This window comes from Vogesella sp. AC12 (assembly GCF_024437575.1).
Taxonomy (GTDB): Bacteria; Pseudomonadota; Gammaproteobacteria; order Burkholderiales; family Chromobacteriaceae; genus Vogesella; species Vogesella indigofera.
The window spans coordinates 549,250-561,718 of the sequence record NZ_JANFNU010000001.1; the positions used below are offsets into that span (position 1 = coordinate 549,250).

The window sequence follows — 12,469 nt, forward strand, 5'->3', positions numbered from 1 at the left end:
TTTCAGTCGGTGCCGGTACTGCCCGGCAGGTGAAGATCGAAAAAAGTCAGCAACCGTTGCGGCAGCCATTGCAGGTGACCGGGGAAGCGGCCACTGACAAAGCCGACGTGGCCGCCGTGTTCCGGCTGCTCCAGCGTCACCGCCGGACTGACTTCGCCGTTGCCGGGCAGTGCCGACACCGGCAGAAACGGATCGTTGCGCGCATTCAGTACCAGGGTTGGCCGCACGATGTCCTTCAGCAGCGGCTTGCTGCTGGCGCGGCGCCAGTAGTCCTGTACGTCGCGATAGCCGTGCAGCGGCGCGGTGACCAGATTGTCGAACTCGACAAAGGTCTTGCTGTTGCGCACCGCCACGCCATCGAACAGGTCCGGATGCTGTGCCAGCTGCGCCAGCGATTTCGGCTTCAGCGTATTGAGGAACATGCGGGTGTAGACATGGCGCCCGAAACCGCGATCGAGACAGGTGCTGGCCGCCGCCAGATCCAGCGGCGCCGAGATCGCCGCCGCCGCCTGTGGCAGTGCGCGGGCGCCGTGCTCGCCGAGGTAACGCAGCAGCATGTTGCCACCCAGCGATACGCCGGCGACAAACAGCACCGTATTGCCGACTGCCAGCCGCTGCAGGATCCAGTCGATCTCGGCGGCGTCACCGGCATGGTAGGCGCGCCGCAACAGGTTGGGCTGACCACCGCAGCCGCGGAAGTGCGGCACCACGCCACGCCAGCCGCGCGCCTTGACTGCGTGCATCAGCGCGCTGGCGTAGTGACTGTAACTGCTGCCTTCCAGGCCGTGGAACAGCACCACCAGCGGGGCGCCGGCATCACCATCGACATAGTCGACAGCGATCTCGCCGCCATCCGGCGTTGGCCATACCTCGCGGCGATAGGTCGGTGGTTGCGATTTGAGAAACAGGGCCGGCCAGATGGTTTGCAGGTGACTGCCGAGCAGCCAGCGTGGCGGGCAATAACTCATGCGCCGGGTTTGACCGCGGATTTCGGACGGAAGGCCTTGACCACCGCGTCGCGGGTTTCCAGCCATGGCGCACCGATCAGGTCCAGGCAATAGGGCACCGCGGCAAAGATGCCGGGCACCACCACCTGTTCGCCGTCGCGCAGGCCTTCAAGCGTCTCGCGGATTGCCTTCGGCTGGCCGGGCAGGTTCAGGATCAGGCTCTGCTTGCGGATCACGCCCACCTGTCGCGACAGGATCGCGGTCGGCACGAACTTGAGGCTGATCTGACGCATCTGCTCGCCAAAGCCGGGCATCACCCGATCGGCGACTGCCAGCGTGGCTTCCGGCGTGACATCGCGTGGTGCCGGGCCGGTACCGCCGGTGGTGAGCACCAGGTGGCAGCCGACGTCATCAACCAGTTCACGCAGCGTGGCTTCGATCAGCGCCTGCTCGTCGGCGATCAGCCGGGTTTCGGTGCTGAACGGCGTGGCGATGGCCAGACTCAGCCAGTCCAGCAGCGCCGGAATGCCCTTGTCTTCATAAATGCCTTGGCTGGCACGATCAGAGATGGAAACCAGACCGATCTTGATGCTCATGTTCACTCGTCCTGCGTGTCGTCTTGCTCGTCGCCGCTATTGGCCGGCTTGCCCTGTTCCGGAATCAGCTCTTTCAGCAGCTGGAACAACTGGCGGTTGGCCTTCGGCGGCTTGCTTTCCTCGCGCTCCTTGCGGGCATTGCGCACCATGGTGCGCAGCTGCTGCACGTCCAGCTGCGGGAAGTCGTTGATCAGCTGCTGCACGTGGCTGTCGTCTTCCACCAGCCGTTCGCGCCAGCGCTCCAGCAGGTGCAGCCAGCGGGTGTGGGCGCTGGAGTCGCCACGCAGCGCGGCCAGTTGCTGTTCGATCGGCTCCGGATCGATATCGCGCATCAGCTTGCCGATGTACTGCAGCTGGCGGCGCTTGGCGCCGTTGGCGGTAATTTTCTGGAAATCGAGCAGCGCGACCAGCAGGCCGTCGTCCAGATTCATTTTCTTCAGTTTGGCGGCTGGCAGTTCGGTCAGTGCGCGGCCGATGTCCTGCAGCGCATCCATGTCGCGTTTGCGTTGCGATTTGCTGGCAGGTAGCGCATCAGCGCCATCATTATGGTATTCAGGCATGGTAAGGCTTGGTTACGGTTTCAAGCTGGTATGATACCGGAAAAGCACAAGCCACGGCCGATCACCGTGCCATTCCGTGGTGCTATCGTTGACAGATGAAGAAGGCTGCTATGTCAGAACAGATTTTTTCCTACAGCTCGCCCGAGCTGGAGTCCATCGCCAGCCGGATACTGGAGCTGGCGCGCGCCGGCGGTGCCACCGCCGCGGAAGCCGACATTTCCGAAGGCTGCGGCCACAGCGTGTCGGTGCGGCTGGCGGAAGTGGAGACCATCGAGTACAACCGCGACAAGGGCGTCTCGATCACGCTGTATCTGGGCCAGAAGAAGGGCCACGCCAGCACCTCCGACTTTTCCGACGTCGCCTTGCAGGACACCGTTAATGCCGCGCTGAACATTGCCCGCTATACCGCCGCCGACGATTGCGCCGGGCTGGCCGATCCGGCGCTGCTGCTGAAGGCGGAGCAGGATCGCGATCTGGACCTCTACCACCCGTGGGACCTGCCGGTGGAAACCGCGATCGAGCTGGCGCGCGAGTGCGAGGCTGCCGCGCGCGCGGTGGACGCCCGCATCCGCAATTCCGAAGGCGGCACCGTGTCCACCCACGCCACCCGCCACTGCTACGCCAACAGCCACGGTTTCATCGGCAGTCAGACCACCTCGCGCCACAGCCTGTCGGCGGCGGTGATCGCCGAGAGTGCCGACGCAATGCAGCGCGACTACTGGTACAGCGCCGCGCGCTGCGCCGATGACCTGCTGTCTGCGGCCAACGTTGGCCGCATCGCCGGCGAGCGCACCGTGCGCCGTCTCGACGGTCGCCGCATCAAGACCGGGCAGTACCCGGTGGTATTCGAGGCGCCGATTGCCGGCTCGCTGCTCGGCCACCTGGTGCAGGCGGTCAGCGGCGGCAGCCTGTACCGCAAATCCAGCTTTTTGCTCGATTCGCTCGGCACCGAGGTCTGCGCCGACATCATCACCATCGACGAAGACCCGTTCGTGCTGCGTGGCCTGGCCAGTGGCTGCTGCGACGACGAGGGCGTCGCCACCCGCCAGCGCCGGCTGGTAGACAACGGCGTGCTGCAGGGCTACTTCCTCGGCAGTTACTCGGCGCGCAAGCTGGGCATGCAAAGCACCGGCCATGCCGGCGGCCCGCACAACCTGACGGTGCGGCCGACGCTGGCCGGCGGCCTGGATGCGGTGTTGCAGCGCATGGGTAGCGGCCTGCTGGTTACCGAGCTAATGGGGCAGGGCATCAATATGGTGACCGGCGACTATTCGCGCGGCGCCAGCGGTTTCTGGGTCGAGAACGGCGTCATCGCCTACCCGGTGGAGGAGCTGACCATTGCCGGCAACCTGCGCGACATGCTGAAGCAGATCGATGCCATCGGTGACGATATCGATCGCCGCGGCAGCCGTCATATGGGTTCGGTGTTGCTGTCTTCGATGATGGTGGCCGGCGAGGCCTAAGCGCGAGCTAACAAGCGCAATCCAATGGTGCCGCGCCCGGCGCGGCACCCGTTCCGGCGCCCGGTTGCGGGCGTGTTTCGACAAGGGGGCAGGACATGACAAAACCTGTCGTGGGTCTGGTGCTGGCCGGCGGTGGCGCGCGGGCAGCCTATCAGGTCGGGGTGCTGATGGCGGTGGCACGCATGCTGCCGCGCCATGCGGCCAGCCCGTTCCAGGTGATCAGCGGCACCTCTGCCGGTGCCATCAATGCCGTCGGCCTCGCCGCCGGCGCACAGCATTTCCGTCGCACCACCGCGCATCTGGTGAAGATGTGGCAATCGGTGCGGGTGGAGGATGTCTATCGCGTTGACGCGCCATACTTCATCAAGGCCTTCCTGCAGTGGGGCGGTTCGCTGCTGACCGGCGGCAAGCTGGTGCACACGCCGCCGAGCTTTCTCGACAACCGCCCGCTATACCACTACCTGACGCGCACGGTGCAACTGGAAGGCGTCGAAACCGCCATCCAGAGCGGCGCGCTGCGCGCACTGGCGCTGACCGCGTCCTGCTACACCACCGGCCAGTCGGTGAGCTTTTTCGAGGGTAGCGAGCAGTTCGAGCCGTGGCATCGCCACCAGCGTTGCGGCCAACGTGAGCGCCTCAGCATCGAGCACCTTATGGCGACCTCGGCGATTCCGCTGATTTTCCCTTCCGCGCGCGTGGACGGCCGCCACTATTGCGATGGTGCCATCCGCCAGATGGCGCCGCTGTCGCCGGCGCTGCACCTCGGTGCGGAACGACTGTTCGTGATCAATCTGGTCAATCACCAGGAGCGGCACGCCGAACGGCGGCATGAGCAGCAAGCGGCCGCGCCCAGCCTGGCGCAGATCTTCGGCCATCTGCTGGACAGCATCTTCATGGACAGCCTGTCGGCAGACATGGAACGGCTGGCGCGCGTCAACCACACCGTGTCGCTGCTGGACGAGTACACCCGCAATCACAACACCGCGCTGAAACGGGTCGAGGTGTTCAATATTTCGCCAAGCGTGTCGCTGGATAGCATTGCCCACCGTCATTTCGACGGCTTCCCGGCGACGATGCGCTTCCTGTTGCGCGGTGCCGGTGCCATGCGCCAGCGCGGCTCGGCGCTGGCCAGCTATTTGCTGTTCCACCCGGCGTACGGCAAGGAGCTGGTCGAGCTGGGCTACAAGGATGCGTTTGCCAAAAAAAACGAGATCATGAATTTTTTGTCCGGACGCTAGTCCGATTCACTCCCGTGCCGCCGCCGTGGCGGCATGGTTACTACCAAGGGGTCATCAATGAGTTTTCTGACGCGACGCCAGCTGTATGGCGTGATTGCGGTCATGTGTGCCGCCGCGATGGGCTATGCCCTGTATGCGCAGTATGTGCTGGAGCTGGAACCGTGCCCTCTGTGCATTTTTCAGCGCATCGGCGTGATAGCCGTCGGCAGCCTGGCGCTGCTGGCTGCCATCTTCAATCCGCAAAGGTTGGCCGCAAAGCTGTGGTCGCTGCTGATCGCCGTGGCGGCGGTGGCGGGGGGCAGCGTGTCGGCGTGGCAGGTATACCTGCAGCACCTGCCGCCGGAGCAGGTGCCGGCGTGCGGGCCGGGGCTGGATTTCATGCTGGAAACGCTGCCGATGACCCAGGTGCTGGAAAAGGTGTTCAAGGGTAGCGGCGAGTGCGCGCAGATCGACTGGACTTTCCTCGGCCAGTCGATGCCGTTCTGGGTCGGCGCCTTCCTGCTGCTGACCTTGTTGCTGGCGCTGTACAACGGCTGGCGCCAGACCCGCTAAGAACCGCTCACGATCGGCTTCGCCTCGGCGACATCCAAAAAAACAAGGCGCCTGATCGATTCAGGCGCCTTTTTGCCGGCTATTGTTCGCGCGACTCGCGCTCCAGGCGGCGCCGTTCGATCTCGCGCCGGGCGTTGGCATTGCGGATGTCGCTGGGGCTGGTGCGCGGCATCGGCTTGCCAGTCAGTTCATTGCTGCGCATCTCGGCGCGGACCTGTACGAAATCGGATCTGGGATGAAAGCGTGCCATGGCATTTCTCCGAATTGTCTACTGGACGGTGCCACCGATTAAAACGGCTGCACATTGCTACTGTATTACACGTTTGACAGAATTTTGGCAATTGGTGCTGCACTGCACTGTTGCCAGTGTGCATAAAAAAGGCCTGCCGCTATGGGCAGGCCTGCTCGCTCAGTGGCAGCGTCCGACAATGGCGGCGGTGGCGATCAGCTCCTCCAGCAGCGCCATCGACGCCGAGCCGCGCACGCTAAACGGATCCAGCAGCGGCTTCTCGGAAAAGCGCAGCAGCAGCGACGGATTAACCTTGGCCAGATTGACCTGGCCCATGGTCCAGTTGGCGAAGCGGCGCTCGCGGATTTCCTCGAAGTGCAGCAGCTCGACATTCTGGTGGCGCGGATCGCGCACGATGCTGTTGTACAGCGAGGATACCTCGGCGCGGCCGCCCTCCAGCACCTGGATGAAGATGTCGCCGCTGTAGCACAGGATGCCGGTCAGGCCGCGCTCCGGGTTGTGCTTGTGGGACTGGGCCAGGATGTTGTCGAGCACTTCCGCGCTGTAGGGCTGGGCAGCGCGGCTGGCGTAGAGCAGACGAACGAGCATGACAGTTTCCTCAGGCTTTCTTGTTGGGCAGCAGCGCCAGGAATTCGCGGCGCAGGTCCGGGTTCTTCAGGAACGAGCCGCGCATCACGCTGTTGATCATCTTCGATTCCATGTCTTTCACACCGCGCCAGTTCATGCAGAAGTGGTCGGCTTCCATCACGATGGCGAGACCATCCGGATTCATTTTGTTTTGTAGCAGATCGGCCAGCTGGATAACGGCTTCCTCCTGGATCTGCGGGCGGCTCATGATCCATTCCGCCAGCCGCGCATACTTGGACAGGCCAATCAGGTTGGAGTGCTCGTTCGGCATCACGCCGATCCACAGCTTGCCGAGAATCGGGCAGAAATGGTGCGAGCAGGCGCTGCGCACGGTGATCGGGCCGACGATCATCAGCTCGTTGAGATGCTCGGCATTGGGAAACTCGGTGACCGGCGGCTCGGTGATATAGCGGCCCTTGAACACCTCGTTGAGGTACATCTTGGCGACGCGGCGCGCGGTGTCCTGGGTGTTGTGATCGCTGTCGGTGTCGATGACCAGGCTTTCCAGCACCGCTTTCATCTTTTCCTGCACTTCGTCCAACAGTTCTTCCATCTCGCCCGGTTCGATGAAGGCGGCGATATTGTCATTGGCGTGAAAACGCTGCCGCGACTGGCGGATGCGTTCGCGGATGCGGGTCGATGCCGGCGCTTTGTACTGGGTTACGGCATCATTTTTTTGGCTGTCGTTACTCACGCAGGATCTCCTGTGGCGTGGCTGCGGCACGCGGGATAGTGCGCACCAGTGGTGGGTGGCCGCTGCAGGCGGGAACATGGCGGCCTGCAGCCGGATCTGGGATGGTAATCCATGCCATATGGTGCCAATTATGCGTTCTTAAACAGGCAGGTCATAGTTTTCTGTCACATCGGCCGTGCCGTTGCCGTCGTCTCTGACTGGAGCATAGCCAATAAAATAACGGGCTGACCGCGTTTGGCGGTCAGCCCGGCTGCAAAACGCAAGCAAGGGAGAGTAATCGTTAGCTAGGTACTCAGTCGGCGCGCGCCTTCTTCAGCACGCCGAGCAGCACGGCGGTCAGAGCGGTACCGGCCGCCAGTGCCACCAGGTACATGCCGAGGTTGGTCACCGCATTGGGGATCGGCAGCACGAACACGCCGCCGTGCGGCACGCGCAACTCGCAACCGGCAGCCATGGAGATGGCACCGGCCAGTGCCGAGCCGGCCACCAGCGCCGGGATCACGCGCAGCGGATCCTTGGCGGCAAACGGGATCGCGCCTTCGGTGATGAAGGAGATGCCCAGCACGCCGGCCGCCTTGGCGCCTTCACGCTCGTCGGCGGAGAAGCGGTTCTTGAACAGCAGTGCGGCCAGCGCAATGCCCAGTGGCGGCGTCATGCCGGCGGCCATCACCGCTGCCATTGGTGCGTACACCTGGCTGGCGAGCAGGCCGGTGGAGAAGGTGTAGGCCGCCTTGTTGATCGGGCCGCCCATGTCGAACGCCATCATGCCGCCCAGGATCATGCCCAGTGCCAGCGCGCTGGAGCCCTGCAGACCCTTCAGCCATTCGGTGACGATATTGAGCGCCACCGCTACCGGCTGGCCCAGCACGTAGTACATCAGCAGGCCGACGATGGTGGTGCCCAGCAGCGGCAGGATCAGCACCGGCTTCAGACCGTCGAAGTTGCGGCCGAGCTGGATCTTCTCGTTCAGGTATTTCACCGCGTAACCGGCGATGAAGCCGGCGACGATGCCGCCGAGGAAGCCTGAGCCGATGGAGCCGGCGATCATGCCGCCGGCCATGCCCGGCGCAATGCCGGGACGGTCGGCGATGGAGTAGGCGATGTAGCCGGCCAGGATCGGCACCATCAGGGCAAAGGAAGCCTTGGCGCCGATGGTGAACAGGGTCCAGCCCAACGTGCCCTTGAACGCGTCCTCGTAGACGTAGATGCCGCCCAGCGCGAAGCCGAGCGCGATCAGCAGGCCGCCAGTCACCACGAAGGGCAGCATGAACGACACGCCGGTCATCAGGTGCTTGTAGGCGCTGCTGCGTTCCGACGTGGCGGCAACGTTGGCCGCAGCGCTGGCGACAGCCTTGCCGTTGGCGGCATGCGCGCGGGCCTCGATCTGGGCGCGCTTGATCAGCGCCTGGCCGTCATTGATGGCGGCCTTGGTGCCGCTGCTGAACACGCGCTTGCCGTCGAAACGCGACAGGTCGACCTGGGTGTCGGCGGCGATGACCACCAGATCGGCATCGGCGATGTCGCTGGCGGTGAGCGCATTCTGCGAGCCGACCGAGCCCTGGGTCTCGACCTTGATCTGGTGGCCGAGTTGCTGCGCGCCCTGGGTCAGGCCTTCGGCGGCCATGAAGGTGTGCGCGATACCGGTCGGGCACGAGGTAATGGCAACGATGCGCAGCGTGGTCGCCGGCTCGTGTGCCCCCAGCGCTTTGCCGATTACCGCACCGGCGTCGGCCAGCACCGCTTCCAGCGTGGCGTGATGGGCCGGCTTGCCGCCCAGGCGGGCCAGGTCGGCGTCGCCCTCGGCGATCACGACCACCGCGTCGGCGCTGGCGATGCGGCCGGCGTCCAGCAGACCCTGCACCCCCTGCGCATTGCGGATTTCGATGCTGATCTGGTGGCCGGCCTGGGTGGCGGCCTTGCGTAGCGCTTCGGCGGCGAGTTGGCCCTGCGCTACCCGCTGCGGGCAGGCGATGATGGCCAGAATGGTGGACATGGTGAATCTCCTCTTTGTGTGTGCCGGATCGGCTTATGTGTCGTACGCGGTGCTTACTCGGTAATGCGCTCGATCTGGATACGCTCCGCCAGCTGGCAGACTGCCTGACGTGACGGCAGGTTGGGGCCGAACTGCCCCAGCTTGGCGGCGGCAAAGGCCATGCCCAGGCGCAGCACCTCCGGCCATGCCAGCTGCGCGCTCAGCGCCGCCACCAGTCCGGCGACCAGCGCGTCGCCGGCGCCAACGCTGCTGTGGATGTCGCTGAGCGTCAGCGGCTCGGCAAACCAGCAGCCGTCGTCGCAGCAGAGCAGGGCGCCGTCGCTGCCCAGCGACACCACCACAACGGCGATGCCGCGCTGTTGCAGTTCGCGGGCGGCGGCGACCAGCTCGTCGCGGCTGGCCAGCGTGCGGCCAAGGTACTGTTCCAGCTCGTGCTGATTGGGCTTGATCAGCCACGGCAGCTCGACGGCCGGCAGTGCCAGCGCTTGCTGCAAGGCGGTGCCGCTGCTGTCGAGCAGCACGCGGGCGCCGAGGCTGCGTAGCTGGCGGCAGAATTGCGCCCAGCTGTCGTCGCCGATGCCGGCGGGCAGGCTGCCGGCCAGCACCACGTAACGGTCGGCGTCGGCCTGCTCGTCCAGCAACAGCTGCAGGCGGTCGAGCGCTTCTTCATTGGCACTCATGCCAGGCAGGTTGATGTCGGTGGTGTCCAGCGTGCTGCGGTCGACCAGCTTGATATTGGTGCGGGTGCTGCCGGCGACGCGAATGAAGGCGTCACGGATGCCCTTGTCGGCAAACAGGTTCTCGAACGGCGCGGCATTGTCGCGGCCGAGCAGGCCGCTGGCGATCACCGGCACCCCCCAGTCGGCGAGGCAGCTGGCGACATTGACGCCCTTGCCGCCGGCATTGACGTGCACCGCGCCAGCGAGATTGACCGCGCCGGGGCGCAGCGCATCCAGCGTCACGGTCTGGTCGATGGCCGGGTTCAGTGTCACGGTGATGACCGTTGCGCTCATGCTGTGGCTCCGGTCAGCGCGCGCACTTCGGCGGCGCTGTCGCAATTGAGGGCACGCTGCGCCAGCTGCTGCAGCTCGGCAAGGTTGGCCGCACGGATGCTGGCCTTGGCGCCGGGAATGTCGCGCGGGCTCATCGACAGCTCGGCCACACCGAGGCCGGTGAGGATCGCCGCGCCCAGCGGATCGCCGGCCATGCCGCCGCAGACGCCGACCCAGCGGCCGTGGGCATCGGCGCCGGCCACGGTCTGCGCGATCAGGCGCAACACTGCCGGATGCAGGCTGTCGGCTTCCGCCGCCAGTTCCGGATGCTGGCGGTCGATGGCCAGCACGTACTGCGTCAGGTCGTTGGTGCCGACCGAGAAGAAATCGACATGCTCGGCGAGTCGGTCGGCCATGGTGGCGGCGGCCGGAACTTCCACCATGATGCCCAGCGGCACCACCGGCGCATTCAGGGCCACGCGCACCTGTTCGCACTGCGCGCGCAGCGCCTTGACCTCGGCCAGGGTGCTGACCATCGGGAACATGATCGACAGCGGGCCGTGGCTGGCGGCGCGATACAGCGCACGCAGTTGCGGCAGCAGCAGGTCCGGACGGCGCAGCAGCAGGCGCACACCGCGCACGCCGAGGAACGGGTTTTCCTCGTGCGGCAGATTGAGGTAGGGCACCTGTTTGTCGCCGCCGATGTCCAGCGTGCGGATCACCAGCGGCTTGCCGTCCAGCGCGGTGAGCATGCCGCGGTAGGTCTGGTACTGCTCTTCCTCGTCCGGCGCGTCGTCGCGCTCCAGGAACAGGAACTCGGTCCGCATCAGGCCGACACCCTCGGCCCCGGCCTGCAGCGCGGCGGCGACCTGCTCCGGACGGTTGACGTTGGCCGCCACCTCGATCTGGCGCTCGCCGTCGGCGGTGACGGCCGGCTGCTGCGCGGCGCTGGCGGCCTGCTGCTGCTTGTCGCGCTGCGCCTGCTGCCACTGCTGCGCGCTGGCGAGGTCCTCGTCGCTGGCGTTGAGATAGATGGTGCCGCTGTCGCCATCGACGATCAGCGTGGCGCCGTCCTGGATGTCCAGCACCGCGGCGCCGGCGGCGACCACCGCCGGCAGATCCAGCGTGCGCGCCAGGATGGCGGTGTGCGAGGTCGGGCCGCCCTGGGCGGTGACCAGGGCCAGCGTCTGCTGCGGATTTAGCGTAGCGGTGTCGGACGGGGCCAGGTCGTTGGCGATCAGCACCTCGTTATTGCCCTGGGTCTTGCTGTTGTCGAGCAGGTTCAGGTCCGGCGCCAGGCGTGCCAGCACACGGCGGCCAACGTCACGCAAATCGGTGGCGCGGGCGGCCAGCAGCGGGTTGCCCAGCGCCGCCAGACGGTCGGCGAGACGTTGCACCGCCTCGTGCCACGCCCACGCCACACCGTGGCCTTCCACCATCAGCTGGCAGGTGAGGGTGATCAGGTCAGTGTCGGACAGCAGCTCGGCCTGCGCCAGGAAAATGCTGCCCTCGGTCTTGCCGAGGCGGCGGGTGGTGTCGGCGGCCAACGTTTGTAGCTGTTCGCGGGTGGCCTGCAGCGCGTTTTCCAGCAGGTCGCCGTCGTAGCCGAGCGTGGCCGGGATGTCCGGCACCTGGATCGCCTGCGACTTCATCACCCGCGCCTGGCCGATCACCAGCCCGGGGCTGGCGCTGATGCCGCGCAGCGCCAGGATCTTGCCCGGCGCCTGCCAGTGCTGGCGCTTGGCGTTGGTGGCGGCCTTGCGCGCGGCTTCGGCGTCGGCCACTTCCTGTGCGGTGAGCTGGTTGGCGACCGCCAGCAGCGCATCCAGTGCCGCGGCGGCGTCGGGACCATCGGCGGAGAAGTGCAGCTCGTGGCCGAATTCGGCGCCGATCTGCAGCAAGCCGATCAGGTTCTTGGCGTCGGCTACTTCGTTGCCGTTGCGGATCTGTAGCGTGGCGGCAAAACGGCGCGCCTGTTCGGTCCACAGCCGTGCCGGCCGCGCGTGCAGGCCGTTTGGGTAGTTCATCTGCCAGCTGAGGCTCAGGCTCAGGTCGCTGGCGGCGGTTTGTGGTGCCGCCGGTGCCACCGCGCTGTCGTCCAGCGCGCTGATCAGCGCGTAGGGGTCGGCGGTGGTGAACAGCTCGCTCAGTCGCGCCTCGTCCTGCAGTAGACGGGTCAGGCGGCGCAGCAGCGCGATGTGCTCGTCGGACTGTGCGGCGATGGCGATCACCAGGTGCACGCGCTGGCCCGGATTCCACTCCACACCCTCCGGCACCTGCAGGATGGCGATGCCGGTTTCGTTGATCAGGTGGCGGTCTTCGATCATGCCGTGAGGAATGGCGACGCCATGACCCAGAAAAGTATTGGCAACGGTTTCGCGGCGCAGCAGGCTGTCGATGTAGGCGGGGGCGATACGGCCGGCCTTGGCCAGCAATTCGCCTGCCGCCTTGATTGCAATGGTTTTTTCGCTAACGGTGGCGCCAAGCTGGATCAGCTCGTTGCGGATAATCTGGGTGGTCATGGCATCCTGTCTCCGGTGTGTTTTTCTGTATCGCT

General features: G+C 65.6%; 12 protein-coding genes. 3 read left to right on the forward strand and 9 right to left on the reverse strand.

All coding sequences use genetic code 11. The annotated features are described in order from the left end of the window. Nucleotides 1-2: 2 nt before the first annotated feature. The 3 genes from NOM55_RS02780 to yjgA are packed head-to-tail and all read right to left on the reverse strand — an operon-like array spanning nucleotide 3 to nucleotide 2,103. Nucleotides 3-968, reverse strand: coding sequence for a YheT family hydrolase (locus NOM55_RS02780; protein ID WP_255907391.1), 966 nt, complete (start codon nucleotides 966-968; stop codon nucleotides 3-5). Continuing rightward, nucleotides 965-1,543 carry a molybdopterin adenylyltransferase gene (mog, locus tag NOM55_RS02785; protein WP_255907392.1) on the reverse strand — a complete coding sequence of 193 codons (579 nt, stop codon included), beginning with the start codon at nucleotides 1,541-1,543 and terminating at the stop codon, nucleotides 965-967. The genes NOM55_RS02780 and mog overlap by 4 nt, the downstream gene beginning before the upstream one ends. A 2-nt stretch (nucleotides 1,544-1,545) precedes the next feature. Next, complete coding sequence (yjgA, locus tag NOM55_RS02790; protein WP_047965388.1) at nucleotides 1,546-2,103, reverse strand: ribosome biogenesis factor YjgA; 558 nt, start codon at nucleotides 2,101-2,103, stop codon at nucleotides 1,546-1,548. A 110-nt stretch (nucleotides 2,104-2,213) separates the two neighbouring features. Between yjgA and pmbA the strand changes: the two genes are divergently transcribed. The 3 genes from pmbA (at nucleotide 2,214) to NOM55_RS02805 (ending at nucleotide 5,356) form a co-directional block, all read left to right on the forward strand. Continuing rightward, nucleotides 2,214-3,566, forward strand: coding sequence for a metalloprotease PmbA (gene pmbA, locus NOM55_RS02795; protein ID WP_255907393.1), 1,353 nt, complete (start codon nucleotides 2,214-2,216; stop codon nucleotides 3,564-3,566). A 95-nt stretch (nucleotides 3,567-3,661) separates the two neighbouring features. Next, nucleotides 3,662-4,804, forward strand: coding sequence for a patatin-like phospholipase family protein (locus NOM55_RS02800; RefSeq protein ID WP_255907394.1), 1,143 nt, complete (start codon nucleotides 3,662-3,664; stop codon nucleotides 4,802-4,804). A gap of 57 nt (nucleotides 4,805-4,861) precedes the next feature. Next, nucleotides 4,862-5,356 (forward strand): disulfide bond formation protein B, encoded by a 495-nt coding sequence (locus NOM55_RS02805; protein WP_047965386.1) that lies wholly within the window; start codon nucleotides 4,862-4,864, stop codon nucleotides 5,354-5,356. 79 nt (nucleotides 5,357-5,435) lie between these two features. On the opposite strand, the gene NOM55_RS02810 is transcribed toward NOM55_RS02805, so the two are convergent. The 6 genes from NOM55_RS02810 to ptsP all read right to left on the reverse strand — a co-directional run bounded on the left by NOM55_RS02810 (nucleotide 5,436) and on the right by ptsP (nucleotide 12,434). Then, on the reverse strand, nucleotides 5,436-5,606 hold the full coding sequence (locus NOM55_RS02810) for a hypothetical protein (RefSeq protein ID WP_170152108.1): 171 nt from the start codon (nucleotides 5,604-5,606) through the stop codon (nucleotides 5,436-5,438). Between the two features lie 159 nt (nucleotides 5,607-5,765). Next, entirely contained in the window at nucleotides 5,766-6,194 is a 429-nt protein-coding gene (locus NOM55_RS02815; protein ID WP_047965385.1) for a BLUF domain-containing protein, read from the reverse strand. 10 nt (nucleotides 6,195-6,204) lie between these two features. Beyond that, nucleotides 6,205-6,927 (reverse strand): GTP cyclohydrolase I, encoded by a 723-nt coding sequence (gene folE, locus NOM55_RS02820; RefSeq protein WP_047965384.1) that lies wholly within the window; start codon nucleotides 6,925-6,927, stop codon nucleotides 6,205-6,207. Between the two features lie 292 nt (nucleotides 6,928-7,219). Beyond that, nucleotides 7,220-8,920, reverse strand: a complete 1,701-nt coding sequence (locus NOM55_RS02825) for a fructose-specific PTS transporter subunit EIIC (protein WP_255907395.1) — start codon at nucleotides 8,918-8,920, stop codon at nucleotides 7,220-7,222. 53 nt (nucleotides 8,921-8,973) lie between these two features. After that, nucleotides 8,974-9,933 (reverse strand): 1-phosphofructokinase, encoded by a 960-nt coding sequence (gene pfkB, locus NOM55_RS02830; RefSeq protein WP_255907396.1) that lies wholly within the window; start codon nucleotides 9,931-9,933, stop codon nucleotides 8,974-8,976. After that, complete coding sequence (gene ptsP / locus NOM55_RS02835; protein WP_255907397.1) at nucleotides 9,930-12,434, reverse strand: phosphoenolpyruvate--protein phosphotransferase; 2,505 nt, start codon at nucleotides 12,432-12,434, stop codon at nucleotides 9,930-9,932. The genes pfkB and ptsP overlap by 4 nt, the downstream gene beginning before the upstream one ends. Nucleotides 12,435-12,469: the final 35 nt, after the last annotated feature.

Coding starts and splice junctions, on each gene's coding strand:
- NOM55_RS02780 (WP_255907391.1), bottom strand. CDS start 968: ATGAGTTATTGCCCGCCACGCTGGCTGCTCGGCAGTCACCTGCAAACC.
- mog (WP_255907392.1), bottom strand. CDS start 1,543: ATGAGCATCAAGATCGGTCTGGTTTCCATCTCTGATCGTGCCAGCCAA.
- yjgA (WP_047965388.1), bottom strand. CDS start 2,103: ATGCCTGAATACCATAATGATGGCGCTGATGCGCTACCTGCCAGCAAA.
- pmbA (WP_255907393.1), top strand. CDS start 2,214: ATGTCAGAACAGATTTTTTCCTACAGCTCGCCCGAGCTGGAGTCCATC.
- NOM55_RS02800 (WP_255907394.1), top strand. CDS start 3,662: ATGACAAAACCTGTCGTGGGTCTGGTGCTGGCCGGCGGTGGCGCGCGG.
- NOM55_RS02805 (WP_047965386.1), top strand. CDS start 4,862: ATGAGTTTTCTGACGCGACGCCAGCTGTATGGCGTGATTGCGGTCATG.
- NOM55_RS02810 (WP_170152108.1), bottom strand. CDS start 5,606: ATGGCACGCTTTCATCCCAGATCCGATTTCGTACAGGTCCGCGCCGAG.
- NOM55_RS02815 (WP_047965385.1), bottom strand. CDS start 6,194: ATGCTCGTTCGTCTGCTCTACGCCAGCCGCGCTGCCCAGCCCTACAGC.
- NOM55_RS02825 (WP_255907395.1), bottom strand. CDS start 8,920: ATGTCCACCATTCTGGCCATCATCGCCTGCCCGCAGCGGGTAGCGCAG.
- pfkB (WP_255907396.1), bottom strand. CDS start 9,933: ATGAGCGCAACGGTCATCACCGTGACACTGAACCCGGCCATCGACCAG.
- ptsP (WP_255907397.1), bottom strand. CDS start 12,434: ATGACCACCCAGATTATCCGCAACGAGCTGATCCAGCTTGGCGCCACC.